This is a genomic window from Glycomyces tenuis DSM 44171 (genome assembly GCF_000427885.1).
GTDB lineage: Bacteria > Actinomycetota > Actinomycetes > Mycobacteriales > Micromonosporaceae > Glycomyces > Glycomyces tenuis.
The window spans coordinates 157672-183211 of sequence record NZ_ATYW01000004.1; the positions used below are offsets into that span (position 1 = coordinate 157672).

Sequence of the window (25540 nt, forward strand, 5' to 3'; positions counted from 1 at the left end):
TTTGGACGGGATTGTCGCCTGCGACCAAAGTAGGAGCCCGGTCTCGGTACGGAGGGCGACGTCGGGGGTGGCGCGTCCGTGATGGGATTGGGGGCATGGCCAGCCCGATCCGCGGCGTCAAACGCATCGACCTCATCGCCGCCGTCGCGCTGTTCGCGGCAGGGGCCGTGTTCATAGCGCTGGGCGTCTATGAACGCTACGGTCCCGAGCTGCCGACGGCGGCGCGGTTCGTGCCGCTCACGCTGGTGTGCCTCGGGGTGGCGGTGCGTCGGGCCCGGCCCGGGTGGTGCCTCGCGCTCGGTGTGACCGGTTTCGGCATCGAGCTCGTCACCGGCCTCGCGCTCGTGACCGTCTTCGTGTTCACCGACAACCTCTACGCCTTCGCCCGCTACGGGCCGCGCCGCGGCGTCCCGGTGCTGCTCGGCGTCTCCGCCGTGCTGATCCTCGCCTTCGGGGTGTGGGCCGCCTTCGAAGGCAACTCGGCCGGGTCGATCCTCAGCGTCATGTCCATCGCCGCGATCGTGCTGATGTCCACGCCGCTCACCGGCGTCATCGTCCGCCAGGCCCACGAGCGGGCCAGCCTGGAGGCCGAGCGGGCCGAGCAGACCGCGCGGCTGGCCGACGTCCGCAACCGTGAGGCGGTGCTGCGCGAGCGCACCGTCATGGCCCGCGAGCTCCACGACACCGTCGCGAACTACCTGAGCGCGATCGCCCTCCAGTCCACCGGCCTCCAGGCCCGCAAGGACCTCGGCCCGGAGGCCGTCCGGGAGTCGGTGGCCGCGATCCGCCAGAGCAGCGTCGAGGGACTGGCCGAGCTGCGGCGCATCATCGGGATCCTGCGCACCGGCGACGCCGACGAGGAGTTGGCCTCCTACCGGCTCGACCAGATCCCCGAGCTGGTCGAGCGGATGCGCCGCGTCGGTCTCAAGGTCGACTACGAGGTCGACGGCGCCGCCCGGGAGCTGCCGCGCGAGGTCGAGACCGCCGCCTTCCGCGTGACCCAGGAGTCGCTGACGAACGCGTTGAAGTACGGTTCGGACGCCGTGGTCGCCGTCGCCTACGCGCCCGACCGGCTGGCCCTCACCGTCGAGAACGCCGTCGAGGCCGCCGAGGCCCCGGTCGGCGGCGGGGGAGCGGGGCTGGTCGGCATGACCGAGCGCGTCCGGCTGCTCGGCGGGACCGTCCAGGCCGGTCCCGACGGCGACCGGTGGCGCGTCCGCGCCGAGATTCCGACAGGAGGCAATGGTGATCAAGGTCCTGCTCGCTGACGACCACGCCGCGGTGCGCGCCGGTCTGCGCATGCTGCTCGACAGCGCCGGCGACATCGAGGTGATCGGCGAGGCCGCCGACGGCGTCGAGGCCGTCGAGCAGGCGAGGCTGCTGCGCCCCGAGGTGGTCGTCATGGACGTCCGCATGCCCCGCAAGGACGGCATCGCGGCCGCCGCCGAACTGCGCGGCGTCGCCGACGTCCTCGTGCTGACCAGCTACGGCGACGACGCCAACGTGTTCGACGCGCTGCGCGCCGGCGCGAGCGGCTTCCTGCTCAAGGACGCCGACGCCGAGACGCTCGTCGACGCCGTCCGCGTCGTCGCCCGCGGCGACGGCCTGATCTCCCCGGCCGTCACCCGGAACCTCATCGCCGAGTTCTCCCGCGCCCGACCGGCCTACGCGCCGATCCCGGTCGACGGCGACGGCCTCGCGTCCCTCACCCCGCGCGAGACCGAGGTGCTGTCCCTGATCGGCGAGGGCTTGTCGAACGCCGAGATCGCCGCCGAGCTCGGCATGGCCGAGGCGACGGTGAAATCGCACGTGACACGCCTGCTCGCCAAGCTCGGCCTGACCAGCCGCGTCCAGGCCGCGATCTTCGCCCGTGAGCAGGCACGATAGCGATCTCACCCACTGGAATTCCTCATTGAAGCACCGCTTGAATGCTGATACAGTTGACTGCATAAGCATTCAATCCGGAGGTTTCCAGTGACGTACCAGGTCGCCGTCGCAGGCGCCAGCGGCTACGCGGGAGGCGAGGTGCTGCGGCTGCTCGCCGACCACCCGCAGCTCGACGTTATCGCCGCCAGCGCCCACAGTCAGGCCGGTCAGCCGATCACCGCCGTCCACCCGCACCTCACCGCCTACGGTGAACGCCGATTCTGCGAGACCGCCCCGGACGCCTTCGCTGGTGCCGACCTGGTCGTCATGACCCTCCCGCACGGCCAGTCCGCCGCGCTGGCCGCCAGTCTGCCCGCCGACGTCAAGATCGTCGACCTCGGCGCCGACCACCGGCTCGAGGACGCCGCCGCCTGGGAGTCCTACTACAAGAGCCCCCACGCCGGAACCTGGACCTACGGCCTGCCCGAGCTGGCCGGCCAGCGCGAGGCCATCGCCGCCTCCGACCGCGTCGCCGCCACCGGCTGCTACGCCGTCGCCGCCACCCTGGCGCTGCGCCCGCTCGTCGAGGCCGGCGTCGCCGAGCCCGCCGACGTCGTCGTGGTCGCCGCCTCCGGCACCTCCGGGGCCGGCAACGCCGCCAAGAAGCACCTGCTCGCCAGCGAGGTCATGGGCTCGATGAGCCCCTACAAGGTCGGCGCCCACCAGCACGTGCCCGAGATCAAGCAGGCCACCGGCGCGACGAGCCTGTCGATGACGCCGCTCCTGGCGCCCATGCCCAGGGGCATCCTCGCCACCGTCACCGCCAGGCCCGCCGCCGACGTCACCGCCGCCGACGTGCGCGCCGCCCTCGCCAAGGCCTACGACGGCGAGCACTTCGTGCGCCTGCTGCCCGAAGGCTCCTGGCCCGCCACGGCCTCCACTTACGGCACCAACGCCGCCCACCTCCAGGGCGCCGTCGACATCGACTCGGGCCGCGTCATCGCCTGCGCGGCGATCGACAACCTCGGCAAGGGCGCGGCCGGGCAGGTCGTCCAGTGCGCCAACCTCATGCTCGGCCTCCCCGAGGCCGCCGGCCTGACCGTGAACGGGGTGGCGCCATGACCGTGACGGCCCCGAAAGGATTCCGGGCCTCCGGCGTCACCGCCGGGCTCAAGGAATCAGGCAAGCCCGACCTCGCGCTCGTCGTCAACGACGGCCCCTCGCAGGTGGCCGCGGGCCGCTTCACCGGCAACCGCGTGAAGGCCGCGCCCGTCAAGTGGTCCCAGCAGGTCATCACCTACGGCAGGCTCAAGTCCGTCGTCCTCAACTCCGGCGGCGCCAACGCCTGCACCGGCCCCGAGGGCTTCCAGGACACCCACGCCACCGCCGAGAAGGTCGCCGCCGTCATCGGCTGCGGCGCCGCCGAAGTGGCCGTCTGCTCCACCGGGCTCATCGGCGAGCGCCTCCCGATGGACAAGCTCCTGCCCGGCGTCGACGCGGCCGCCGCCCAGCTCGCCGAGAGCGGCGGCGAGGCCGCCGCCACCGCGATCATGACCACCGACACCGTCCCCAAGAACGCCGTGCGCACCAGCGAGGCGGGCTGGACGATCGGCGGCATCGCCAAGGGCGCCGGGATGCTCGCACCCGGCCTGGCCACGATGCTCGTCGTCCTCACCACCGACGCCGTCGTCGACGCCGAGCTCGCCGACGCCGCGCTCGGCACCGCCTGCCGGTACTCCTTCGACCGGCTCGACTCGGACGGCTCGATGTCCACCAACGACACCGTGCTCCTGCTCGCCTCCGGCGCCTCCGGTGCCGAAGCCGAGCCCGACGAGTTCATCACCGCGCTCACCGGGCTGTGCAAGGACCTGTCGCACCAGCTGCTGAGCGACGCCGAAGGCTCCACCAAGGACATCGCCATCACCGTCTCGGGCGCCCAGACCGAGGACGACGCCCTCGAAGTCGCCCGCTGCGTCGCCCGCGACAACCTCGTCAAGACCGCGATGTTCGGCTGCGACCCCAACTGGGGCCGCATCCTCGCCGCCGTCGGCGTCGCGAAGGCGCCCTTCGACGCCGACGAGGTCGACGTCGCCGTCAACGGCGTCTGGATCTGCAAGGCCGGCGCCGCGGGCGAGAGCCGCGACGAGGTCGACCTCAAGAGCCGCGACGTCGCCATCGACATCGAACTCCACAACGGCCCGGCCGCGGCCACGATCTGGACCAACGACCTGTCCCACGACTACGTTCACGAGAACTCGGCCTATTCCACATGAGTATCGAAGACCTCGCACCCCATCTGAAGTCGGCGCTCGGCAAGGCCGAGACGCTCATCGAGGCCCTGCCCTGGTTGCAGCGCTTCACCAGCAGCGTCGTCGTGGTCAAATACGGCGGCAACGCCATGATCAACCCCGAGCTCCAGGCCGCGTTCGCCGCCGACATGGTGTTCCTGCACTACGTCGGCATCAAACCCGTCGTCGTCCACGGCGGCGGCCCGCAGATCTCGGCGATGCTCGCCAAGCTCGACATCGCCTCCGAGTTCAAAGGCGGCCTCAGGGTCACCACGCCCGAGGCCGCCGACGTCGTCCGGATGGTCCTGGTCGGCCAGGTCGGCCGCGAGCTCGTCGGCCTGATCAACAACCACGGCCCCCACGCGGTCGGCATGAGCGGCGAGGACGCCCGCCTGTTCACCGCCAAGCGCCGCTGGGCCGACGTCGACGGCGAACGGGTCGACGTGGGCCGCGTCGGCGACGTCGCCAGCGTCAACACCACCGCCATCGACGACCTCATCGCCGCCGGCCGCATCCCCGTGGTCTCCACGGTCGCGCTCGACCACGAAGGCGTCCTCTACAACCTCAACGCCGACACCGCCGCGGCCGCGCTCGCCGAGGCCCTCGGCGCGCAGAAACTCGTCATCCTCACCGATGTCGAAGGGCTGTACTCGAACTGGCCCGACAAGGGCTCGCTGCTGCGGCAGGTCACCACCGCGCAGCTCGCCGAGCTCCTGCCGAAGCTCCAAGAGGGCATGGTCCCCAAGATGGAGGCCTGCCTGCGCGCCGTCAAGGGCGGCGTCCCCCAGGCGCACGTCATCGACGGGCGCGTCCCCCACTCGACGCTGCTGGAGATCTTCACCTCCGAAGGCGTCGGCACCATGGTCGTGGAGGAACAATGACCTATTCGGACGAACTCAAGGGACGGTTCCAGGCCTCCCTCATGGGCAACTACGGGCTGCCCCCGGTCGCCGTCAGCCACGGCGAGGGCCGCCACCTCACCGACGTCGACGGCAAGACCTACCTCGACATGATCGGCGGCATCGCCGTCTCCAGCCTCGGCCACAGCCACCCCGCCATCGTCGAGGCCGTCGCCACCCAGGCCGCCCGCCTCGCCCACACCTCCAATCTCTACCTGCACGAGAAGGAGGTCGAACTCGCCGAGAAGCTCCTCGAACTCGCGGCCGTCGACGGCAAGGTGTTCCTGTGCAACTCCGGCACCGAGGCCAACGAGGCCGCCCTCAAACTGGTCCTCCTGGCCGGCAAGGCGAGCGGCCGCACCAAGATCGTCGCCGCCGAGCACGGCTTCCACGGCCGCACCCTCGGCTCGCTCTCCATCACCGGCAAGGCCGCGATCCGCGAGCCCTTCGAACCCCTGGGCCGCGATGTCGCCTTCGTCCCCCACGGCGACACCGACGCCCTGAAGGCCGCCGTCGACGACACCACCGCCGCGGTCTTCCTCGAACCCGTCCAAGGCGAAGCGGGCGTCGTCACCGCCGCCCCCGGCTACCTAGCCGCCGCCCGCGAGCTCACCGCCGCGCACGGCGCCGCCCTCGTCGTCGACGAGATCCAGTCCGGCTTCGGCCGCACCGGCGCCTGGTTCGCCCACCATGCCGAGGGCATCACCCCCGACGTCATCACCGTCGCCAAGGGCATGGGCGGCGGCGTCCCCATCGGCGCCGCCATCGGCGTCGGACCCTACGCCGAGGCCCTCACCCCCGGCACCCACGGGTCCACCTTCGGCGGCAACCCGATCGCATGCGCCGCGGCGCTGGCCGTCATCGACACCATCGAACGCGAGCACCTCTTCGACAGCGTCGCCGCCCTCGGCGCGCACCTGGAGGAACGGCTCGCCGACGAAGGCCGCATCGCCCAGGTCCGCGGCACCGCCCTGTGGCGCGGCATCGCCCTGACCGAGCCGGTCGCGGCCGAGGTCGTCGCCCACCTCGCTGCGAACGGCGTGCTCGCCAACGCGGTCCGCCCCGACACCGTGCGGATCGCGCCCCCGCTCACCATCACTCCCACCGAACTCGCCGAGTTCTGCGACAAACTCATCGCCGCGCTCGACGAAGTCCAGCCAGCCCCAGGAGGACGACCGTGACCCGGCACTTCTTGAAAGACCACGACATCACCCCGGCCGAGCAGGCCGAGCTCCTGCGCTTCGCCGCAGCGATGAAGAACGACCGCCACGGCTTCGACAGCCTGAACCACCAGGGCCGCCTGCGGTCCGTCGCGGTCGTCTTCGAGAAGCCCTCGACCCGCACCCGCCTGTCCTTCCAGATCGGCATCGCCGAGCTCGGCGGCCACCCCGTCGTCCTCGACTCCCAGTCCAGCCAGCTCGGCCGCGGCGAGAGCATCGCCGACACCGCCCAGGTCCTGTCCCGCTACGTCGACGCGATCGTCATCCGCACCTTCGGCGACGACCGCATCGCCGAACTCGCCCAGCACGCCACGGTCCCGGTCGTCAACGCCCTCACCGACGGCTGGCACCCCTGCCAGCTCCTCGCCGACCTCCAGACCGTCGCCGAGCACCGCAGGGAGAGCCTGCACACCCTGCGCGGCACCAAGCTCGCCTTCGTCGGCGACGCCGCGTTCAACATGGGCAACTCCACCGTCATCGCCTGCTCCATGGCCGGCATGCACGTCCGCGTCGGCGCCCCCGCCGGATACCAGCCCGCCGACGACGTCCTCGAACGCGCCGCCGAGATCAACGCCGAGACCGGCGGCTCGGTCACCGTCACCGACGACGCCGTCAAGGCCGTGACCGGCGCCGACGTCGTCTCCACCGACGCGTGGCTCTCGATGGGCATGAAGGACCACGAGCAGCGCGTCGCCGACCTCACCCCCTACCAGCTCAACGCCGCGCTCCTCGGCCACGCCGCCGAGGACGCGATCGTGCTGCACTGCCTGCCCGCGCACCGCGGCGAGGAGATCACCGACGCCGTCATGGACGGGCCCCAGTCGCGGGTCTTCGACCAGGCCGAGAACCGGCTCCACGCCCAGAAGGCCCTCCTGGCCTGGCTCATCGGAGGTGACCGTCGATGAGCCCGCGCCCTTACGCGCCCACCCGTCGCCCATCGCCACCCGACATGGGGGGCGCTTCGCGCCCGCTGGGCCGAGTCGACTCGCTTCGCTCGGGAACTCGAAAAACTCGCCGTGTCAGACGGCTCGCCCCAAACCGGAGTGAACGCTGATGAATCAACCCACGACGAAGGCCGCGCGCCAGGCCCGCATCGCCGAACTCATCTCGACCCAGGCGATCAAGTCCCAGTCCGAACTGGCCGAGCTCCTCGCCGAGTCCGGCATCGAGGTCACCCAGGCGACCCTCTCGCGCGACCTCGAAGAGCTCGGCGCCATCAAGGTCCGCGGCACCGACGGCGGCGGCGCCGTCTACTCGATCTTCCCCGAAGGCGAGCGGCCCCTGCGCGACGCCGAGGGCGCCCCCGACCGCCTCAAGCGGCTCCTGCGCGAACTCCTCGTCGGCGCCGACTACTCGGCCAACATGGCCGTGCTGTGGGTTCCGCCCGGCGCCGCCCAGTACATGGCCAGCGCCATCGACCGCTCCGGCCTGGCCGACGTCATCGGCACCATCGCGGGCGACGACACCATCGCCGTCATCGCCCGCGACGGCGTGCTCGGCCGCCAGGTCGCCGACCAGATGCTCCAATGGGCCGGCAAGGCCCCCACCCGGGACTCCTCCGTCGAGACCGCCACCCCCTACACCACCGAGATCAAGGAGAACAGCTGTGACTGAGAAGGTAGTGCTCGCCTACTCGGGGGGCCTCGACACGTCCGTGGCGATCCCGTACCTCGCCGAGCGGCTCGACGCCGAGGTGATCGCCGTGGCCATCGACGTCGGCCAGGGCGGTGAGGACCTCGAGGCCATCCGGGAGCGGGCCCTCGGCTGCGGCGCCGTCGCCGCCGAAGTGGTCGACGCCCGCGAGGAGTTCGCCGCCGAGTACTGCTTCCGGGCCGTCGCCGCCAACGCCCTCTACATGGACCGCTACCCGCTCGTCTCGGCCCTCTCGCGGCCCTTGATCGTCAAGCACCTGGCGGCCGCCGCCGCGCAGCACGGCGCGACGATCGTCTCCCACGGCTGCACCGGCAAAGGCAACGACCAGGTCCGCTTCGAGGCCGGTCTCGCCGCCCTCGCCCCGCACCTGAAGATCGTGGCCCCCGCCCGCGACTTCGCCTGGACCCGCGACAAGGCCATCGCGTTCGCCGAGGAGAAGGGCCTCCCGATCGACGTGACCAAGTCCTCGCCGTACTCGATCGACCAGAACCTGTGGGGCCGGGCCGTCGAGACCGGCTTCCTCGAGGACATCTGGAACGGCCCCATCGAGGACATCTACTCCTACTCCCAGGACCCGGCCGAGCCGCGCGAGGCCGACGAGGTCGTCGTCTCCTTCGAAGCGGGCCGCCCGGTCGCCCTCGACGGCGAGGCCAGGTCCGCGTTCGACCTCGTCCACGAGCTCAACCGGCGCGCCGGCGCCCAGGGCATCGGCCGGATCGACATGGTCGAGGACCGGCTCGTCGGCATCAAGTCCCGCGAGGTCTACGAGTCCCCGGCCGGCATCACCCTCATCGCCGCCCACATGGAGCTCGAGAACGTCACCCTGGAACGCGAGCAGGCCCGCTTCAAGCGCTCGGTCGACCAGCGCTGGGGCGAACTGGTCTACGACGGCCTGTGGTTCTCGCCGCTCAAGGACAGCCTCGAGGCGTTCATCGCCGACACGCAGGCCCACGTCACCGGCGAGGTCCGGCTCACCCTCCACGCCGGCAAGGCCACCGTCACCGGCCGCCGCTCCGAGGCGAGCCTCTACGACTTCGACCTCGCCACCTACGACGAGGGCGACGCCTTCGACCAGTCCAACGCGCGCGGCTTCGTCGAACTGTGGGGCCTGCCGTCCAAGCTCGCCGCCGCCCGGAACGAGCGCGCCAAGATCGAGAGCGTCTGACATGGCGAAACTGTGGGGAGGCCGCTTCTCGGGCGGACCCGCCGCCGCCCTCGAGGCCCTGAACGCCTCGATCGGCTTCGACTGGCGGCTGGCGCCGTACGACATCAAGGCCTCCAAGGCCCACGCCCGCGTGCTCAACCGCGCGGGGCTGCTGACCGAGTCCGAACTGGAGCGGATGCTCGACGCGCTCGACGGACTCGCCGCCGACGTCGCCGCGGGCGACTTCACCGGCACCGTCGCCGACGAGGACGTCCACACCGCGCTGGAGCGCGGCCTGGTCGAACGCCTCGGCGAGCTCGGCGGCAAGCTCCGCGCCGGGCGCAGCCGCAACGACCAGATCGCCACCGACCTGCGCCTGTACTGCCGCGACCATGCGCGCGGCCTCGCCGCCGACCTCACCGAGCTGGTGAAGGCGCTGGCCGGGCAGGCCGAGCGGCTGATCGAGGCGCCGGCACCGGGCATGACGCACCTCCAGCACGCGCAGCCGATCACCTTGGGCCACCAGCTGCTCGCCCACGCCCAGGGCTTCCTGCGCGACTTGGAGCGCCTGTCCGACTGGGACGGGCGGGCGGCGGTCTCGCCGCTGGGCTCGGGCGCACTGTCGGGCTCCTCGCTCCCGCTCGACCCGGTCGCGGTGGCCGCCGAGCTCGGCTTCGACCGGCCGGTCGCCAACTCGCTCGACGGCGTGTCCGACCGCGACTTCGCCGCCGAGCTGCTGTTCGTGTGCTCCATGGTCGGCGTCCACCTCTCCCGGCTGGGGGAGGAGGTCATCCTGTGGTCCAGCCAGGAGTTCGGCTGGGTCGCTCTGGACGACGCGTTCTCGACCGGCTCGTCGATCATGCCGCAGAAGAAGAACCCGGACGTCGCCGAGCTCGCGCGCGGCAAGTCCGGCCGCCTCGTCGGCAACCTGACCGGCCTGCTCGTGACGCTCAAGGGCCTGCCGTTCACGTACAACAAGGACCTTCAGGAGGACAAGGAGCCGGTCTTCGACTCCCTGGACAATCTGGCGCTGCTCCTGCCCGCGGTCACCGGCATGGTCGAGACGATGCGGTTCGACACCGAGGTCCCGCGCGAGGCCGCGCCGAAGGGCTTCAGCCTGGCGACCGAGATCGCCGACTGGCTCGTGCGCAAGGGCGTCCCGTTCCGCGACGCCCACGAGGTCGCCGGGGCCTGCGTGGCCCACTGCGAGCGGCTCGGCATCGAGCTGCACGAGATCGACGACGCCGGTCTGGCCGCGATCTCGGAGCACCTCGACCCGAGCGTGAAGCAGGTGCTCGACGTGGACGGTGCGCTCGCCGCGCGCACGACCCCCGGTTCGACCGGCCCGAAGGCGGTGGCCGATCAGCTCGCCGCCGTGCGCGAGGCCGTCGAGACCTGGGTTCGCTGGTCCGAGCGTTGAACGGTCGCGGGGCGCCTGAGCGCCCCGCGACCGGTCACAGGACCTGCGCGCACCGATGGCCGTCGGCCCAGACCGCGATCTGGGGCGGCGGCTGACTCGGACCGGAGACCACGAACCCGAACGTGACGCTGCCGCCGCTCGGGATCTGCTGGTTCCAGGGGGCCGGTGTGACGGTGAGGTCCGACCCGCTCTGCGAGGCGTTGGCGTTCCACATCTGCCTGAGGGACTGGTCGCCGGGGAAGGCGATGATCGCGTGCCAGTCGCTGATCGGCTCGATCGCGGTGATGGTCACCTGGGCGGTGTAGCCGCTGCCCCAGGCGTTGGTGATCATCACGGCGAACTGGCAGTGGTCGGAGGCGCCACCGCCCTGCTCGGTGAGGACGTTCTCGCCGCAGCGGCCGGTCCAGTCCGATCCGTCGGGGAGCCGCTCCTTGCAGATCCGCATCGTCACGTACTCGATCTCGGAGCCTCCGGGTGCTTCCAGAGCGAACTCGTACTCGAAACCGGGCGAGTCGTATGGCAGCGGCACGACGTGTTCGACCGCCGGCCAGTCGTTGACGTGGCCGGTGAACTCGATCCGCCGGTCGGGTGGGACCACGGGCAGGCAGATCTCCCCGGTCTGGGAGCCGGTGACGGCCGCCATGCCGCTGATGACGACGCGGGGCGTCTCCGGTGGGTGCACGGCGGGCCAGGAGGCCGCGCCGGTGGTCTCGAACAGGCTGCACCCGTCGTCGCCCAAGGCGCTGTTGTAGAAGGGCGTGGGGGCCTGCTCGGGATGCTCGGCCGCGGCCGGTGCGGCGAGCGCACCGGCCAGCAGCAGGCCCGCGAGGACGGCCAGGGCCGTCCTCGCGAGGCCGTGGAGTGGTCTCATGACTGCTCCCCGGTCCCCGGGCCGCCGGGCTCGACCACGGCCGGTTCGTCGCACTCGACCACTGGGCCGGTGTCGTCGATGTACGTGTGGCACATCTCCACGGTCACGTAGTCGATCGGCGCGTAGACCGGCGACATGAAGGAGAAATCGTAGGAGAACCACTCGAAGGGACCGCCGTTGTCGATCCGGTCGAAGGGCTCCACGTGCGCGTCCACCGGTTCGCGGTCGACGTAGGCGGTGAACAGGATGTGGCGGGGGGAGGGCTCCACCGACAGGCAGATGGTGTCGGGCGGCGCGTAGCTGATCCAGCCATCGCCCTGGATGTTGACCGTGGGGAACTGGGAGGGCTCGGCGATCGGCCAGGCCGCCAGCCCGGCGGTGTTGAAGAAGGTGCAGAAGTCCTCTCCGACGTCCTGCAACTCGAATGGCGTCGGGGCGTATTGGAAGTCGTCGGCCGAGGCCGGCGCGGTGAGCGAGGCCGCCAGCAGCAGTCCGGCGAGGACGGCGAGTGCGGATCGCAGGAGACGGGACAGTCGTTTCATCGAGGCTCCAAAGGGTGTGCTGCGGCGCGCCCAACCGCGGCGATCCGAACGCCTGCGCCTACTCATCTAAATATCCAAATTTAACTATCCAATGTCAAGTGTTTCGGCGAGACGGCGCGGCCCCGGCGCGTTTCGCGCCGGGGCCGCCCCTCGGGAATCTCAGCCCGCGCGGACCTCCTCGCGGTCAGCGGCGCGGACCGGCGCCTCCGACTCGGGCTCCACCGTCACGTGCGGCACGATCCTGTCGAGCCACTTCGGCATCCACCACGCGGCCCGGCCCATGACCTTCATGACCGCCGGAACGAGCAGGCACCGGATCACGATCGCGTCGATGAAGATCGCCACGGCCAGGCCGATGCCGAACTGCTGGAGCAGTCTCGCCTCGGAGAGCATGAACGCCCCGAACACCGCCATCATGATCGCCGCGGCGGCGGTGATGACCCCGCCGGTCGACGCCAGGCCGGTGCGGACCGCCTCGACCGGCTCGCCCGTGCGCACCCACTCCTCGCGCATCCGCGACACGAGGAACACCTCGTAGTCCATCGACAGGCCGAAGACGATCGCGAAGATCATCACGGGCCCGAAGGCCTCGATCGGGCCGGGGCTGACGCCGAACATCCCCTCCTGGAAGATCCACGTGATCACGCCCAGCGAGGCGCCGACGGTCAGCAGGTTCAGCACCGCCGCCTTGATCGGGATGAGGATCGAGCGGAACACCACCATCAGCAGCAGCATCGACAGGCCGACGACGAACAGCAGGAAGATCGGCGCCTTGTCGACCATGATGTCGGAGAAGTCGATCGCCGCCGCCGTCGAGCCGCCGACCAGCTGCTCGCCTTCGACCTCGTCGAGAACGTCGTCCCGCAACTGGTGCACCAGGTCCACGGTCGCCTCGTCGGACGGCCCCGCCGTGCCGGCCACCGTCGACATCCACAGCCCCTCGCCGATCTCGAACGCCGGCGACGCCTGCTCGACCGTGTCCAGCTCGGACATCGCCGCCGCGGCGGCGTCGGCCTCGGCCCGCGTGCCGTCGGTGACGACCAGGAGCGGCCCGTTGAAGCCCGGCCCGAAGCCGTCGGAGAGCATGTCGTAGGCCTGCCGCGTCGTCGAGGACTCCGGGTCGGTCCCGGCGTCGGCGAAGCCGAGCCGCAGCCCCAGCAGCGGCGCCGACAACGCCAGCAGCGCGGCGACCACCACCCCGATCGCGAGCCACGCGCGCTTCTCGACGAACCGCGACCAGCCCTTCCAGCGTGCGCCGGGGACGCGCTTCGCCTTCGCCGCGCGCCCGCGCACCCGCCGCTCGATCCGCTTGCCGAACAGCGCCAGCAGCGCCGGCAGCAGCGTCACCGACGCCAGCATCGTGACCAGCACGACCAGCGCCACCGACAGCGAGACCGACTGGAGCGAGCCGAGACCGAGCGCGAACAGCCCCATGAGCGCCACGATCACGACCGATCCGGCGAACATGACCGAGCGTCCGGCGGTGTCCAGTGCGATCGTCGCCGCGCCCTTCCGGTTCGCGCCGTTCAGCAGCTCGGAGCGGTACCTCGCGAAGATCAGCAGCGCGTAGTCCACGCCGACGCCGAAGCCGATCAGGAACATGATGGGCGTCAGATACGTCGGCAGTGTGACCACATGGGACACGATCATGGACAGGCAGAAGGTGATGCCCACGGCGAACACCGCGGTGATGAGCGGCAGGCTCGCGGCCAGGAGCGAACCGAACATGAGCACCAGGATCACCAGCGCGGCCAGCATGCCCACGCCCTCGGCGGCCCCGCCGCCGCCTTCGGCGGCCTCCCGGATCGCGTCCCCGCCCACCGCGACGGTCAGCCCGTCGCCGGAGGACTCCTCGGCCACCTCGACGAGCGCGAGCGCCTCCTCCGGCGTGCCGTCGAAACCGGCCGTGGCGTAGCCGACGGTGCCGTCCTCGCTGACCGAGCCGTACGAGGTGAAGGGGTCGTCGACGCTCGCGACGCCGGGCATGCCGGCGATCTCGGCGAGCACCGCCTCGACGCGGTCCCGCTCGGCCGCCACGCCGTCCTCGTCGCCGAAGACCACCTGGACCGTCGGGCCGCCCGCTTCGGGCGCGCGCTCTTCGAGCAGGTCGGACAGCTCCTGCGACTCGGTGCCGGGCATCGAGTTGTCGTCCTCGAACGCCGAGCCGATCTGCGAGGCGGCGGCGATCGCCGCGGCGAGCACCACCACCCAGGCGATGAGCGCGACGACGGGGCGCCGCTGCGTCCACTGCGCGAGCCGCGCCATCGTCGAAGGTCTGCCGCGGGAAGCGAGTCGTTGTTCCATGGCAGCGACTATCGCCGCCCCAGGGCACCGGCCACATCGGCTCGGCAGAGGCAATCGGCCTACCACTCAGGTGTCAGCGCCGCCGAGGAGCGTACTCCCACGGATGCACCGGGAGCGCGTCAACTGCCGTCGGTCCAGGTCGGCCTCACCAGGCCCGACTCGTAGGCGGTGACCACCAGCTGCGCCCTGTCGCGCGCCGACAGCTTCGACATGATGCGGCTGACGTGCGTCTTCGCCGTCGCCGGCGCCAGGAACAGCCTCTTCGCGATCTCGTCGTTGCTCATGCCGGTGGCGACCAGTTTGAGCACCTCGGTCTCGCGCTCGGTCAGCGCGTTCAGCCGCGAGCTCGGCTCCGGCCTGGCGACGCGCCCGGCGAACTCGCCGATGAGCCGACGGGTCACCTTCGGGGAGATCAGCGCCTCCCCGTCGGCCACCACCCGGATGGCGTGGATCAGCTCGTCGGGGTCGGTGTCCTTCACCAGGAACCCGCTCGCGCCGACCCTGAGGGCCCGGTACACGTAGTCGTCCTCGTCGAAGGTGGTCAGGATGACGACCCTCACACCGTCGAGCTTCGGGTCGGAGCCGATCCGCTCGGTCGCCTCCAGGCCGTCCATGCCGGGCATGCGGATGTCCATGAGCACCACGTCGGGCCGGTGCCTGTGGATCAGCTCCAGCGCCTCGGACCCGTCGCCGGCCTCGGCGACGATCTCGATGTCGTCCTCGTCGTCCAGGATCGACGCGAAGCCGGCGCGCACCAGCCGCTGGTCGTCGACCAGCATCACTCGGATCACGACGACTGCACCTCCAACGGCCACGTGGCCTCCACGATGAAGCCGCCGTCCTCGCGCGGCCCCGCGTCGAAGGTACCGCCGAGGCTCTCGGCCCGCTCACGCATCCCCGTCAAGCCGTTCCCGGCGACCGTCTTGCCCGTTTTGCCCTGCGCCTCACCGTCGTCGGCGACGCTCACCGCGAGCGTGGTCGTACCGGTCACCACGTTGATCCGCACCGAGCTCGCATCGGCGTGCCTGACCACGTTCGTCAGCGACTCCTGCACCACCCGGTAGGCCGCCGCGTCCACCGCCGCGGGCAGTTCGGCCCAGCCGTCGCGGCGCAGCGTCACCGCCAGCCCCGCCGATTCGGCCGCCGACACCAGCGACGGCAGCTGGTCCAGGCTCGGGCTCGGCGCCGTCGGCGAATCCTCTCCGGCCTCCCGCAGCACTCCGACCATCGACCGCAGCTCGCGCAGCGACAGCTGGCTGGTCTCCGAGACGATCTTGAGCGTCTCGGCGGTCGAGTACTCGGGGTTCCTCCCCAGCTTGCGCAGCGCCGCGGTCGTCTGCACGTGGATCAGCGACAGGTGGTGGCCCACCGCGTCGTGCAGCTCCCGGGCGATCCGCAGCCGCTCCTCGGCGACACTGCGCCGCCGCGCCTCGGTGACCGACACCTCCGCCTCGGCCCGGTACGCGCGGTAGTTCGCCACGAGGGCCCCGAAGGCGACGATCGCCACGAACCAGCCGGACATCAGCATCGTCTCCACGGGGGTGACGTGCGCGAAGTCGCTCAGGATCTCCGGGACGAGCAGGAAGCAGAACATGGTGACCGAGACGGCTGTCGCCGCCCGCACGTGCCCCAGCGCCGCCAGGGTGTACAGGGCGATGACGAACGGCGCCAGCGTCGGCCCGTCGATCGAGGAGGCCGGGTAGTAGACGACCACGCACACCATGGTGATGATCGCCACTGCCAGCGGGCGGCGGCTGCGGAAGAACAGCGCCGCGCAGGCCACGACGGTCACCGCCCAGGCGAGCGGCTCGGCGAGCCCCTCGTCTTCGGGGCTGAACACCGCCGCGTCGATGCCCGCCCACAGGAAGACGAACACGGTGACGACGGTGCCGACGATCAGGTCGCCCTTGCGGTCGGAGTAGCGGTCGAACACGCCTCCAGCCTATTGCGTCAGCCCGGCCCGCCTCAGCGCCTCGGCCATCGCCCCCTGCGGCTGCTGCTGCCGGTCCTGGCCGCCGCGCTGGCGCGGCTGCCGCTCGCCCTTGCCGCCCTTCCCGCGGCGGCCTCCGCCGCCACGCTGAGCGCCCGCGGCCTCGGGCTCGTCGTCGAGCCGCATCGACAGCGAGATGCGCTGCCGTTCGAGATCGACGCTCAAGACCTTCACCCGCACCACGTCGCCGGGCTTGACCACCTCGCGCGGGTCGGCGACGTAGCGGTTCGCCAGCGCCGAGATGTGGACCAGGCCGTCCTGGTGGACGCCGACGTCGACGAAGGCGCCGAACGCGGCGACGTTGGTGACGGCCCCTTCGAGGACCATCCCCGGTTCGAGGTCGGCGACCTTCTCGACGCCCTCCTTGAACGCGGCGGCCTTGAACTCCGGGCGCGGGTCGCGGCCGGGCTTCTCGAGCTCGGCGAGGATGTCGGAGACGGTCGGGACGCCGAAGCGCTCGTCGGCGAAGTCGCCCGGCTTGAGCTTCCGCAGGGTCGCCGTGTTGCCGATGAGCCCGGCGACGCCCTCGCCGGTGCCGGCGAGGATGCGCTCGACGACCGGGTAGGCCTCCGGGTGGACCGCGGAGGCGTCGAGCGGGTTCGCGCCGCCCGAGATGCGCAGGAACCCGGCGGCCTGCTCGAACGCCTTGGGGCCGAGCCGGGCGACCTTGAGCAGGTCCTTCCGGTCGCCGAAGCGGCCGTGCTCGTCGCGCCAGGCGACGATGTTCGCGGCGATGGACTCCGAGAGCCCCGAGACCTGGCTCAGCAGCGGCACGCTCGCCGTGTTGAGGTCGACTCCGACCGCGTTCACGGCGTCTTCGACCACGGCCTCAAGGGATCTGGTGAGTTTCGACTCGGTCAGGTCGTGCTGGTACTGGCCGACGCCGATGTGCTTGGGCTCGATCTTCACCAGCTCGGCGAGCGGGTCCTGGAGGCGGCGGGCGATCGAGACCGCGCCGCGCAGCGACACGTCCAGGCCCGGCAGCTCCTTGGTGGCGTACGCCGACGCCGAGTACACCGACGCGCCGGCCTCGGAGACCACGATCTTCGTCAGGTTCGCCTTGCCCGCCAAGAGCTTGGCGAGGTCGGCGGCGAGCCGGTCGGTCTCGCGGGAGGCGGTGCCGTTGCCGATGGCGACGAGCTCGACGCCGTGCTTCTGGACCAGCGCCGCGAGTGCCGCCAGCGAAGCGTCCCACCGGTTCTGCGGCTGGTGCGGGTAGATCGCGGTGGTGTCGAGGACCTTGCCGGTCGGGTCGACGACGGCGACCTTGACGCCGGTGCGGTAGCCCGGGTCGAGGCCCATGACGGTCTTGTGGCCGGCCGGGGCGGCCAGGAGCAGGTCGCGCAGGTTCGCGGCGAAGACCTTGACGGCCTCGTCCTCGGCGCCCTGCCACAGGCGCATCCGCAGGTCGACGCCGAGCTTGATGAGGATGCGGGTGCGCCAGGCCCACGAGACGGTCTTGGCCAGCCACGCGTCGGCGGCCCGGCCGCGGTCCTCGATGCCGAACTTCGCGGCGATCATCGCCTCGTACGCCGCGGCGTCGGCCTCGTCCTCGCCCGGATCCAGTGCGAGGGAGAGGACTTCCTCCTTCTCGCCGCGCAGCAGCGCCAGGACCCGGTGGGACGGAAGGGTGGTGAAGGTCTCGGCGAAGTCGAAGTAGTCGGAGAACTTGGCGCCCTTCTCCGCGGCGCCGTCCCTGACGCGCGAGACGATCCGGCCCCGCCGCCACATGCGTTCGCGCAGTTCACCGATGAGGTCGGCGTCCTCGCCGTACCGCTCGGTGAGGATCGCGCGGGCCCCGGCCAGGGCCGCGGCGGTGTCGTTGATCTCCGCCTCGGGATTGAGGAAGCCCGCGGCGACGGTCTCGGGGTCCTGTGTCGGATCGCTCAGCAGCGTCTCGGCGAGCGGCTCGAGACCGGCCTCGCGGGCGATCTGGGCCTTGGTCCGGCGCTTCTGCTTGTAAGGGGCGTAGAGGTCCTCGAGTCTGGACTTGGTGTCGGCGGCCTCGATCTGCGCGGTCAGCTCCTCGGTCAGTTTGCCCTGCTCGGCGACCGATTCGAGGATCGCGGCGCGCCTGGCCTCGAGTTCGCGCAGGTAGCCGAGGCGTTCTTCGAGCGCGCGGAGCTGCTCGTCGGTGAGGCCGCCCGTGGCCTCCTTGCGGTACCGGGCGACGAAGGGGACGGTGGAGCCGTCGTCGAGAAGCGCGACGGCCGCGCGGACTTGGTGGGCGCCGACCGAGAGTTCTTCGGCGATGCGTTGATCGATAGCTTGAGCCACGCTGAGGCATTCTGCCAGAGCGCTGCGACAACGGAGCCTCAAGAGGCCCGGCGGACCCCCGAGTGGACGCTGCCCCGCGCATGGGATAAAGTTCTATCCCGTCGCCGGGGGGCAGCGAAAACCACCTGGATGACATGCGGACGTAGCGCAGTTGGTAGCGCGACACCTTGCCAAGGTGTAGGTCGCCGGTTCGATCCCGGTCGTCCGCTCGGAGCTCGGAAGAGCGCTATCCCGGACGATTAGCTCAGCGGGAGAGCACTCCCCTGACACGGGAGAGGTCACTGGTTCAATCCCAGTATCGTCCACAGACGTGAAGGGGCCCGGGTCCATAAGGCCCGGGCTCCTTTCACTTCGGGGTGGGTTGGCCGAGAGGCGAGGCAGCGGCCTGCAAAGCCGTATACACGGGTTCGAATCCCGTACCCACCTCCATCGATATGTCAGAGGATCAGAGCCCGGAGGACCGGGCTCTTTTCACGCCCACCCGAGCCTCGTCCGGTCCGTCGTCGGTCCGCCGGTCGCAGGGTCTTGTAGCTTTCAGGCTGCCACGACGAACGCCCAGCTCATAAGACATGTCACCTCATCAGGTGAAGATCGCCTCGGGCTCGGGGGCGCCGACTCTGCTCCTGCGCGGCACGGACACACCCGAACGCTGACTCGATCTCATCACGTTGACCTGCAAAAACGCGAGTTCGACCGGCTCAGGCGCCCATATCTGCGCAGACCGGGCACGCCGGGGAGGCGGCTGGTTCGAATCGCAGTGTCCCACGGGGGTCGCTGCGCAGGGTCGACGCTCGTTCAGATCCTCTCCGGGGCAGCATCTGCTTGATCGGTGTCGTCGTTCGTTCCTGTACTCGGTACTCTGTGTTACGATCTAGCGGTACTATGTGAGACAAGGTAGCGTCTCCGCGAAAGGGAAGGCAAGATCACGGACGGATTGACCGAGATGCTGAAGGGCACGCTGGAGGGGTGCGTCCTCAGGATCATCGACGCCGAGGAGACCTACGGGTACGCCATCACCCGCCGGCTGAACGAACTCGGTTTCGCCGACGTCACCGAGGGGACGGTCTACACCATCCTGCTGCGGTTGGAGAAGCGCGGGCTCGTGGACGCCTCGAAACGCCCCTCCGAGCAGGGCCCGCCGCGCAAGTGCTACGCGCTCAACGCCGCGGGGCGTCGCGAACTCGCGACGTTCTGGGCCAGATGGGACTACCTGTCATCACGGATCAACGAACTCAAGGAGAGCCGACCATGAACTTTTGGGAGCGGGTGACCGGCAGCGACCTGGCCGGGGACTGGCGGGCTTTCGAGGCCCGCGCCGCCGCCTTGCCCGACGACTACCACCCGGCTTGGGAGCAGATCAAGATCCACCTGATGCCGCACGGCGACTTCACCGGACGCAACCTGACCCCGATCGTCGACGGCGTCCTCGGGCTGCTCGAGACGACCGCGGCCGACGGCCAGAGCGCCGAGGAGGCGCTCGGGGACGACATCCCCGCCTTCTGCGCGGCACTGGTCGGCGACGACGGCGTGAAGGACTACCGAGACCGATGGCGCAGGCAGCTGAACCGGAACGTCGCACGCAAACTGAGCCGGCTGGAGGGCTGACATGAGTATTCGGGACATCATCGAAGGCAAGCGGCAGTGGCGGGAGCACACGGCCCGGGTCAAGGCGCTGCCGCCCGACTACCGGATCGTCTATGAGGAGATGCAGAAGTACCTGTTCAAGGTCGGGCCGGTGTCGTTGACCGGCGGCGACCTGCTGTCCGAGATCGTCGACTTCTTCGAGGGCGGAGCCGCCTCGGGCAAGGACGTCATGACGTTGATCGGCCCCGACGTCGCCGCCTTCTGCGACGGCCTGATCGACGACTCGCAGACCTACGCCGACCGCTACCAGGAGTCGATCCGCAAGCGGTTTTGACGATACGGGCGAGAACCCGACCGGCCACGACGGCGGGCCGGCGGACATCCGTTCCGGTTCTCGGTCTGCCACTTCTGGGCGCCCTGGGCGGTGCTGTCGAAGATCGTCCCCGGCGGGTTCGCCGAGCGCTGCCTCGCCGACCTCGCGAGCTGACAGCGCCTTCGTGCTGTAGGCGCGGCGATCCGACCGGGCCCTGCCCGATCTCGCGATGGGGCTCGGTCAGAACCGGTAGCGGACGATCCAGACGCCGCGGCGGGCTTGGCCGCGCCAGGCGGCGAAGACGCGGGCGAGGACCCGGTAGGCGGGGTTGAGGAGGTCGCGTTCGGGAGCGGCGTCGCCGAACTGCTCGTCCACGAACGTCAGCGCGGGGTTGAGGGCGACCACGTCCCGCGGGTCGGCGATGCCGAAGCCGCGGAAGTCTGCGGGCATGCCGACGACCTTGGTGAAGCGGCCGTTCATGCGGGCGGTGAGTTTCGTGTAGGCGTTGAAGACCAGCAGGCCGCCCGCGAAGTGCTCGGTGATGCGGCCCAGCACCTGCCGGTTCCCCTCCTCGGTCAGGAAGCCGAGCACGCCGTCCGCGACGATGACCGCGGGCCGGTCGGCCGGAATCGTGTCCGTCCAGGAGGGATCGAGGATCGAGGTGCCGATCGAGTGGACGCGCGCCGACGGCGGCAGCAGCCTGTCGCGCAGCTCGACGACCTCGGGGAAGTCGACGTCGTACCAGTCGACGGTGTCGGGCGGGGCGAGCCGGGCCCGCCGGGTCTCCAGGCCGCATCCGAGTTCGACGACGACGGCGTCGGGGCGGGAGGCGATGAACTCGCCCACGGCGCGATCGAGCATGCGGCTGCGGATCGCGATCGCCTCGGGGACGCCCGTGGGGAGCTTGACCGTGTCGAGGTCGTAGTCGAGCCGGTCGGCGAGCTGTGCGGCCAGGGGGTCGTTCAGGAGGGGGCGCGCCAAGCGGTGGTCGAGGGCCCGGCCCCGCAAGGTGACGAGCAGCGTCTTCTGCAGTGGGGTGAGGTGGTCGAGGTTCTGAAGGTTCATCGGGGCGCTCCATCGGCGTCGTCGTAGGCGGTGGCGGCCTCGGCGATGCGCTCGGCGGTCGCCGAGCCCGCGAATTCGCCCATGGCCGCGTAGAGGTCGAGCATCGCCAGACCGGTCCGCGACGCGCGGGCCGGCTCGAGCGGATCGAAGCCGATCCGACGGGCGAGATGGCCGTGCAGGACGATCGTCCCGCTGTGCATCGCGGCCATCACTCCCGCCGCTTCGCGAGCCTTCGCCGATCCCGGCGGGAACCGCTCGGGCCATGTGGCCGAGAGGAAGTCCTCGGCGCCGGCGGCAAGCTCATCGAACACCGCGGCGGCCGCGGGCGACCCGTCGACCAGCGCGCGGGCGAGATAGCGCAGCAGCGGGGCGCTGGTCTCGTACAACTGGGTCATGAATCCCGGCTCGCCGAGGTCGCCGTCGGCGGCGGCGCGGGTGAGGCGCCGCCGGAACACGTCCACGACGACCGCGTCGCAGGCTTGGCGCAGTGCTTCCTTCGAGCCGAAATGGTGCTGCACCAGCCCGAGCGAGACCCCGGCCGCGGCGGCGATGCCGCGCATGGTCGCGCCCTTGGCACCGTGCTCGGCGAACTGCTCCAGTGCGGCGTCCCTGATCCTGGCACGCGCGGTCAGGTCGGACGCCTGGCGCCCGCCGTCGTCGAATTCCGAATCCACGCCCCGATAATACAATTGTATTGTGCAGAATACAAATGTATTGTCGCTGAGTCTCTGAGCCCTTCGTCGGCCGTACGAGCAGCCTGTTCACGCCGCTGCCGCCCGCACTCGGCGCGGGCGGACGGCGTGACCTGTCCAGCCGACCGCAGGCCGGTCGTGCTCCCAGCGGTCCATGAGCGCGAGCATCACTTCGGCGAGCCATGCGAAGCAGTCGTGCATGTCACGGGGTCGTCGGCGCGCGGGGTCGTCGGGGAGGTGGAGACGGCCCTCCTCGGGGCCGCGGTCATCGCCTTCACCGCCCCCAAGCGCCGTGACGGACGACACTCCCGTCTGACCCGATCCGCTCTCAGCCGCTGCTGCGGGGGTGTTCGCGGTCCCAGCGGGCGACGAGCGCCGGCATCTCCCTGCCGATCCAGTCGAAGAGCTCGTGCATCTCCTGGAGGCGGCCCGTCCGCTGCGGCGCGTCGAGCTCGTCGAGGCTCTTGCCGAGGAAGTCGGCGAAGCCGGCGTACTGGACCGACTGCTGGCGGATGAGATCGACCATGGCGCCGGTCTTGATGGAGTAGTAGTCCTTGCGGTCGCCAGGGCGCGAGCGCCGCTGCGCCCAACCGGCGGTGGTGAGGAATTTCAGCGCCGTGGAGATCGAGCCTTTGGAAGCCTGGAGGGCGTCGGCGATCTGGGCGAAGGTCTGCTCGGGCGGGTCGCAGATGAGAAGCCATCCGATGACGCGGCCGGTCATGCGCACCAGACCCAGGCGTTCCATGGCGAGGGCGAAGTCCTCGACGAACGCCAGTTCACGCTCGGTGGTCGGCGGGTGTTCGTCATCGGGCATGGGTGCCAGTATCCCCTGTCCTGCGGGCGGGGGCGGGCCGGGTGGGCCCGCCCCCTGGTGGGTGTTCACACCGCGAGGTCGCGGCGGTTGAAGCAGGCCAAGGCGACCACCGTGGTGGCCAGTGGGATCGCGGTGAGGACGGCGAGGTCTCCCACCTGCCAGCCGTCGGTCAGCGGCGAGCCGCCGGTGACGTAGTAGAACGGTGAGGCGTACCGCAGGCGCTCGGTGTCCGCGGACATCACGGCGAGGTTGTTGGCGAAGTAGGCGACCACGGCCAGGACCGCGGCCGCCGCGATCGCGACGCCTCGCTTCCCGGTCGCGGCACCGGCCAGTTGGGACAGGGCACCGAAGGCGAGCGCGAGCAGCCCCAGGGCGGCGGTGGCGGCGAGGATGTTGCCGGCGGGGACGCCGAGGTCGCCCGAGGCGGCGCCGATGAGGATCGCGACCCCGAACACGGCCGTGGCGACCAGGACCTGGACGGCGAGGGCGGCGAAGCGCTGGGCGATGAGCGCGGTGCGGCCGACCGGTTGGGCGAGGATCAGGTCGAGCGTGCCCGACTCCTCCTGGGCCGCGGAGCGGGAGCCGAAGGAGATCGCCATGATCAGCAGCAGCATCGGGCCGAGCAGGGTGTACATCGTGGAGTTGAGGTAGCCGGCGGCGGAGGCGAAGTCGCTCAGCCCCATGGCGTCGTAGATGCCGCCGCCTTCGATGTCGAGGACGCCCTGCTCGGCGAAGGTGGAGTATCCGGGGACGTACATCATCGGGACGGCGAACAGGGCGATCGACCAGCCGATGAGGCCGCGGCGCTGTTCCTTGAGGGTCTGGGTGAAGATGGTGCGGGTCATGTCGTCGGGTTCCAATACGGGTCGTCGGGTCAGCGGCCGTAGAGGCTGAAGAAGATCGCCTCCAGGTCCGGCTCGGTGGACAGCACGCTTTCGATCCGGTGTTTCGCGGCCGTTTTGAACAATGCGTCCACTTCGCCTTCGGTGGTGCAGCGCAACGTGCTCCCCTCGACGATTACGTCGCGCAGGTTCGGGAGCGCGGCGAACTCGGCGGCCTCGACCGGTTCGGCGAAGACCAGTTCGACCTCGCGTGGGGAGCGGCGCCGCAGGTCCTCGACGTTCTCGGTGCCGAGCAGCTCGCCGGCGCGCATGATGACCGCGCGGTCGGCGACCTCTTGGACCTCGGAGAGGACGTGAGAGGACATGAACACCGTCTGCCCTTGTCCCGCAGCCTCCTTGACCAGATCGAGGAACCGCTGCTGGAGAAGCGGGTCGAGCCCGGAGGTGGGCTCGTCGAGGACGAGCAGTTCGGGCCGGTGCATGAAGGCCGCGACGATCCCGACCTTCTGCTTGTTGCCTTTGGACATCTTCCCCACCTTGCGGGACAGGTCCAGGTCGAGCAGGTCGGCGAGCTCCTCGATGCGTTCGCCGGGGACGGCGCCGTGTCGGTCGGCCAGGAACCGCAGCAGTTCGCGGGCGGTGTTGCGGCCCTCGATCGCGAGTTCACCGGGCAGGTAGCCGATGCGGCGGCGCAGTTCGGGCCCGGTGGTCCGGGGGTCGGCGCCGAGCACTCGCACTTCGCCCGCGGTGGGGCGGATGAGGTCGAGCAGGATGCGGATGGTCGTGGACTTCCCGGCCCCGTTGGGGCCCAGGAAGCCGAACACCTCGCCCCGGCCCACTTCGAGGCTCAGGTCGGTCAGCGCGACGTGCTTGCCGTAGTGCTTGGTCAGGCCGGTCAGGGCGATGGCGGACTCGCTCATCGGGATGCTCCTCGGTGCGGTTGGGCGACGTCGGTCTGTCATTAAGTTCAGTATCTACTGAACTTAATGAAAACACAAGGAGCTTGACGACATATTGACGGCCGTGCCGCGTGGCCCGATACGCCCTTTCGGCGGTCGATTCGCGTGCTGGCGGAGCCTGGTGCGGCCGCGACCTGCGAATCTGTCTCTGGCGCGGACCTTGCGAGGTGCATGTGGCGGCGCGGCGGGCGCGGTCACGGCCCAGTGGTGATCCGAGCGCTGCGATACCCGGCCCGGCTCGTGCCCCCCGGCGTTCTCGGGGCTCATCCGGTTCGGCACGGTCCTGCTCACGCTGCCGGCGGCGACCGAGGCCGGCGAGCCCGCGCCGCCCTTGACCGCGCTGTTCACCGCGGTCTCGGCGGTATGCGCGACCGGCCTGGCCGTGGTCGACACCGCCGCCTACTGCTCGGGCTGCGGTGCAGTCGTGATCACCGTCCTCATCCGGATCGGCGGATTCGGGCTCGAGGCCGACAGTCTCATGCGATTCGTCACCGACCCGGTGATCACCCTCCGATCCCGGAGCGTCCGCTGGTGAGCTGACGAGGTACAGCGCTGGTCCGACTGAACGTTAGGTAATGACATTTCTGGGCGGGGGTGAAACGAGAGCGGACACGCGAGGGCTTGAGCGCGTGCGCGCTCGATCTGTTCGAGTGGCACGGGTTCGAGGCCACGAGCGTCGCCCGGATCGCGACGCCGTCGGCCTGGGCCGCCACCCTCGGCCGCCGTCAATGGAGGGGGCGAACCTCCGACGGGGTCACCGATGTTCTGGCCGGCACCGTTCAACAACGCCGTGACAA

The 25540-nt window shown here is 70.6% G+C and carries 25 protein-coding genes and 3 tRNA genes; 17 read left to right on the forward strand and 11 right to left on the reverse strand.

Going from position 1 to position 25540, the window contains the following annotated elements:
* Window positions 1-95: 95 nt before the first annotated feature.
* The 10 genes from YWW_RS0107850 (at window position 96) to argH (ending at window position 10490) form a co-directional block, all read left to right on the forward strand.
* Window positions 96-1268, forward strand: coding sequence for a sensor histidine kinase (locus YWW_RS0107850; RefSeq protein ID WP_035696402.1), 1173 nt, complete (start codon window positions 96-98; stop codon window positions 1266-1268).
* Window positions 1246-1887 (forward strand): response regulator, encoded by a 642-nt coding sequence (locus YWW_RS0107855; protein ID WP_026929699.1) that lies wholly within the window; start codon window positions 1246-1248, stop codon window positions 1885-1887. Before YWW_RS0107850 ends, YWW_RS0107855 begins: the two co-directional genes overlap by 23 nt.
* 87 nt (window positions 1888-1974) lie before the next feature.
* On the forward strand, window positions 1975-2988 hold the full coding sequence (gene argC, locus YWW_RS0107860; RefSeq protein ID WP_035696401.1) for an N-acetyl-gamma-glutamyl-phosphate reductase: 1014 nt from the start codon (window positions 1975-1977) through the stop codon (window positions 2986-2988).
* Window positions 2985-4139: a bifunctional glutamate N-acetyltransferase/amino-acid acetyltransferase ArgJ gene (gene argJ / locus YWW_RS0107865; RefSeq protein WP_026929701.1), complete on the forward strand. Its 1155-nt coding sequence runs from the start codon at window positions 2985-2987 to the stop codon at window positions 4137-4139. The genes argC and argJ overlap by 4 nt, the downstream gene beginning before the upstream one ends.
* On the forward strand, window positions 4136-5035 hold the full coding sequence (argB, locus tag YWW_RS0107870) for an acetylglutamate kinase (RefSeq protein WP_051325510.1): 900 nt from the start codon (window positions 4136-4138) through the stop codon (window positions 5033-5035). Before argJ ends, argB begins: the two co-directional genes overlap by 4 nt.
* Window positions 5032-6234: an acetylornithine transaminase gene (locus YWW_RS0107875; protein ID WP_026929703.1), complete on the forward strand. Its 1203-nt coding sequence runs from the start codon at window positions 5032-5034 to the stop codon at window positions 6232-6234. The genes argB and YWW_RS0107875 overlap by 4 nt, the downstream gene beginning before the upstream one ends.
* Window positions 6231-7178, forward strand: a complete 948-nt coding sequence (argF, locus tag YWW_RS0107880) for an ornithine carbamoyltransferase (RefSeq protein WP_026929704.1) — start codon at window positions 6231-6233, stop codon at window positions 7176-7178. Before YWW_RS0107875 ends, argF begins: the two co-directional genes overlap by 4 nt.
* Window positions 7179-7326: 148 nt before the next feature.
* Window positions 7327-7887 (forward strand): arginine repressor, encoded by a 561-nt coding sequence (locus tag YWW_RS0107885; protein ID WP_026929705.1) that lies wholly within the window; start codon window positions 7327-7329, stop codon window positions 7885-7887.
* Window positions 7880-9091, forward strand: a complete 1212-nt coding sequence (locus YWW_RS0107890) for an argininosuccinate synthase (protein ID WP_026929706.1) — start codon at window positions 7880-7882, stop codon at window positions 9089-9091. Before YWW_RS0107885 ends, YWW_RS0107890 begins: the two co-directional genes overlap by 8 nt.
* Window position 9092: 1 nt before the next feature.
* The gene (gene argH, locus YWW_RS0107895; RefSeq protein ID WP_026929707.1) at window positions 9093-10490 is read left to right on the forward strand and encodes an argininosuccinate lyase; all 1398 of its coding nucleotides are present in this window, start codon (window positions 9093-9095) and stop codon (window positions 10488-10490) included.
* 34 nt (window positions 10491-10524) lie between these two features.
* Here argH and YWW_RS0107900 read toward each other — a convergent pair whose 3' ends face one another.
* The 6 genes from YWW_RS0107900 to YWW_RS0107925 form a co-directional block, all read right to left on the reverse strand.
* A complete protein-coding gene (locus tag YWW_RS0107900) occupies window positions 10525-11361 on the reverse strand; it encodes a cellulose binding domain-containing protein (RefSeq protein WP_026929708.1) in 837 nt (278 codons plus the stop codon).
* On the reverse strand, window positions 11358-11903 hold the full coding sequence (locus tag YWW_RS0107905; RefSeq protein ID WP_026929709.1) for a hypothetical protein: 546 nt from the start codon (window positions 11901-11903) through the stop codon (window positions 11358-11360). Before YWW_RS0107905 ends, YWW_RS0107900 begins: the two co-directional genes overlap by 4 nt.
* 159 nt (window positions 11904-12062) lie before the next feature.
* The gene (locus YWW_RS0107910; protein WP_035696399.1) at window positions 12063-14207 is read right to left on the reverse strand and encodes an MMPL family transporter; all 2145 of its coding nucleotides are present in this window, start codon (window positions 14205-14207) and stop codon (window positions 12063-12065) included.
* A gap of 119 nt (window positions 14208-14326) precedes the next feature.
* On the reverse strand, window positions 14327-14998 hold the full coding sequence (locus YWW_RS0107915; protein WP_026929711.1) for a response regulator: 672 nt from the start codon (window positions 14996-14998) through the stop codon (window positions 14327-14329).
* On the reverse strand, window positions 14995-16140 hold the full coding sequence (locus YWW_RS0107920) for a sensor histidine kinase (protein ID WP_051325511.1): 1146 nt from the start codon (window positions 16138-16140) through the stop codon (window positions 14995-14997). The genes YWW_RS0107915 and YWW_RS0107920 overlap by 4 nt, the downstream gene beginning before the upstream one ends.
* A 9-nt stretch (window positions 16141-16149) precedes the next feature.
* Window positions 16150-18474, reverse strand: a complete 2325-nt coding sequence (locus YWW_RS0107925) for a Tex family protein (RefSeq protein WP_035704195.1) — start codon at window positions 18472-18474, stop codon at window positions 16150-16152.
* Between the two features lie 136 nt (window positions 18475-18610).
* On the opposite strand from YWW_RS0107925, the gene YWW_RS0107930 reads away from it, so the two are divergent.
* The 6 genes from YWW_RS0107930 to YWW_RS0107955 all read left to right on the forward strand — a co-directional run bounded on the left by YWW_RS0107930 (window position 18611) and on the right by YWW_RS0107955 (window position 20392).
* Window positions 18611-18683 (forward strand) — tRNA-Gly (locus tag YWW_RS0107930).
* A 24-nt stretch (window positions 18684-18707) separates the two neighbouring features.
* Window positions 18708-18779 (forward strand) — tRNA-Val (locus YWW_RS0107935).
* 50 nt (window positions 18780-18829) lie between these two features.
* A tRNA-Cys gene (locus YWW_RS0107940) sits at window positions 18830-18903 on the forward strand.
* A 514-nt stretch (window positions 18904-19417) separates the two neighbouring features.
* A complete protein-coding gene (locus YWW_RS0107945; protein WP_035696396.1) occupies window positions 19418-19726 on the forward strand; it encodes a PadR family transcriptional regulator in 309 nt (102 codons plus the stop codon).
* Window positions 19723-20079 carry a DUF1048 domain-containing protein gene (locus YWW_RS0107950; protein ID WP_026929715.1) on the forward strand — a complete coding sequence of 119 codons (357 nt, stop codon included), beginning with the start codon at window positions 19723-19725 and terminating at the stop codon, window positions 20077-20079. The genes YWW_RS0107945 and YWW_RS0107950 overlap by 4 nt, the downstream gene beginning before the upstream one ends.
* A gap of 1 nt (window position 20080) precedes the next feature.
* A complete protein-coding gene (locus tag YWW_RS0107955; RefSeq protein ID WP_026929716.1) occupies window positions 20081-20392 on the forward strand; it encodes a DUF1048 domain-containing protein in 312 nt (103 codons plus the stop codon).
* Window positions 20393-20611: 219 nt separating this feature from the next.
* Here YWW_RS0107955 and YWW_RS0107960 read toward each other — a convergent pair whose 3' ends face one another.
* From YWW_RS0107960 to YWW_RS0107980, 5 genes are all read right to left on the reverse strand, one after another.
* On the reverse strand, window positions 20612-21436 hold the full coding sequence (locus YWW_RS0107960) for a class I SAM-dependent methyltransferase (RefSeq protein ID WP_026929717.1): 825 nt from the start codon (window positions 21434-21436) through the stop codon (window positions 20612-20614).
* Complete coding sequence (locus YWW_RS28970; protein ID WP_051325512.1) at window positions 21433-22110, reverse strand: TetR/AcrR family transcriptional regulator; 678 nt, start codon at window positions 22108-22110, stop codon at window positions 21433-21435. Before YWW_RS28970 ends, YWW_RS0107960 begins: the two co-directional genes overlap by 4 nt.
* 346 nt (window positions 22111-22456) lie before the next feature.
* Window positions 22457-22942 carry a GbsR/MarR family transcriptional regulator gene (locus tag YWW_RS0107970; RefSeq protein WP_026929718.1) on the reverse strand — a complete coding sequence of 162 codons (486 nt, stop codon included), beginning with the start codon at window positions 22940-22942 and terminating at the stop codon, window positions 22457-22459.
* A 65-nt stretch (window positions 22943-23007) separates the two neighbouring features.
* On the reverse strand, window positions 23008-23787 hold the full coding sequence (locus YWW_RS0107975) for an ABC transporter permease subunit (RefSeq protein WP_026929719.1): 780 nt from the start codon (window positions 23785-23787) through the stop codon (window positions 23008-23010).
* 29 nt (window positions 23788-23816) lie between these two features.
* The gene (locus YWW_RS0107980) at window positions 23817-24704 is read right to left on the reverse strand and encodes an ABC transporter ATP-binding protein (protein ID WP_026929720.1); all 888 of its coding nucleotides are present in this window, start codon (window positions 24702-24704) and stop codon (window positions 23817-23819) included.
* A gap of 370 nt (window positions 24705-25074) precedes the next feature.
* On the opposite strand from YWW_RS0107980, the gene YWW_RS0107985 reads away from it, so the two are divergent.
* Entirely contained in the window at window positions 25075-25278 is a 204-nt protein-coding gene (locus YWW_RS0107985) for a hypothetical protein (RefSeq protein WP_026929721.1), read from the forward strand.
* Window positions 25279-25540 lie beyond the last annotated feature (262 nt).

Bases quoted from the DNA above. Each gene is read 5' to 3' on its own strand.
- YWW_RS0107850 (WP_035696402.1), top strand. From the start codon at position 96: ATGGCCAGCCCGATCCGCGGCGTCAAACGCATCGACCTCATCGCCGCC.
- argJ (WP_026929701.1), top strand. From the start codon at position 2,985: ATGACCGTGACGGCCCCGAAAGGATTCCGGGCCTCCGGCGTCACCGCC.
- argB (WP_051325510.1), top strand. From the start codon at position 4,136: ATGAGTATCGAAGACCTCGCACCCCATCTGAAGTCGGCGCTCGGCAAG.
- YWW_RS0107875 (WP_026929703.1), top strand. From the start codon at position 5,032: ATGACCTATTCGGACGAACTCAAGGGACGGTTCCAGGCCTCCCTCATG.
- YWW_RS0107885 (WP_026929705.1), top strand. From the start codon at position 7,327: ATGAATCAACCCACGACGAAGGCCGCGCGCCAGGCCCGCATCGCCGAA.
- argH (WP_026929707.1), top strand. From the start codon at position 9,093: ATGGCGAAACTGTGGGGAGGCCGCTTCTCGGGCGGACCCGCCGCCGCC.
- YWW_RS0107900 (WP_026929708.1), bottom strand. From the start codon at position 11,361: ATGAGACCACTCCACGGCCTCGCGAGGACGGCCCTGGCCGTCCTCGCG.
- YWW_RS0107905 (WP_026929709.1), bottom strand. From the start codon at position 11,903: ATGAAACGACTGTCCCGTCTCCTGCGATCCGCACTCGCCGTCCTCGCC.
- YWW_RS0107910 (WP_035696399.1), bottom strand. From the start codon at position 14,207: ATGGAACAACGACTCGCTTCCCGCGGCAGACCTTCGACGATGGCGCGG.
- YWW_RS0107945 (WP_035696396.1), top strand. From the start codon at position 19,418: ATGCTGAAGGGCACGCTGGAGGGGTGCGTCCTCAGGATCATCGACGCC.
- YWW_RS0107950 (WP_026929715.1), top strand. From the start codon at position 19,723: ATGAACTTTTGGGAGCGGGTGACCGGCAGCGACCTGGCCGGGGACTGG.
- YWW_RS0107955 (WP_026929716.1), top strand. From the start codon at position 20,081: ATGAGTATTCGGGACATCATCGAAGGCAAGCGGCAGTGGCGGGAGCAC.
- YWW_RS0107960 (WP_026929717.1), bottom strand. From the start codon at position 21,436: ATGAACCTTCAGAACCTCGACCACCTCACCCCACTGCAGAAGACGCTG.
- YWW_RS0107970 (WP_026929718.1), bottom strand. From the start codon at position 22,942: ATGCCCGATGACGAACACCCGCCGACCACCGAGCGTGAACTGGCGTTC.
- YWW_RS0107975 (WP_026929719.1), bottom strand. From the start codon at position 23,787: ATGACCCGCACCATCTTCACCCAGACCCTCAAGGAACAGCGCCGCGGC.
- YWW_RS0107980 (WP_026929720.1), bottom strand. From the start codon at position 24,704: ATGAGCGAGTCCGCCATCGCCCTGACCGGCCTGACCAAGCACTACGGC.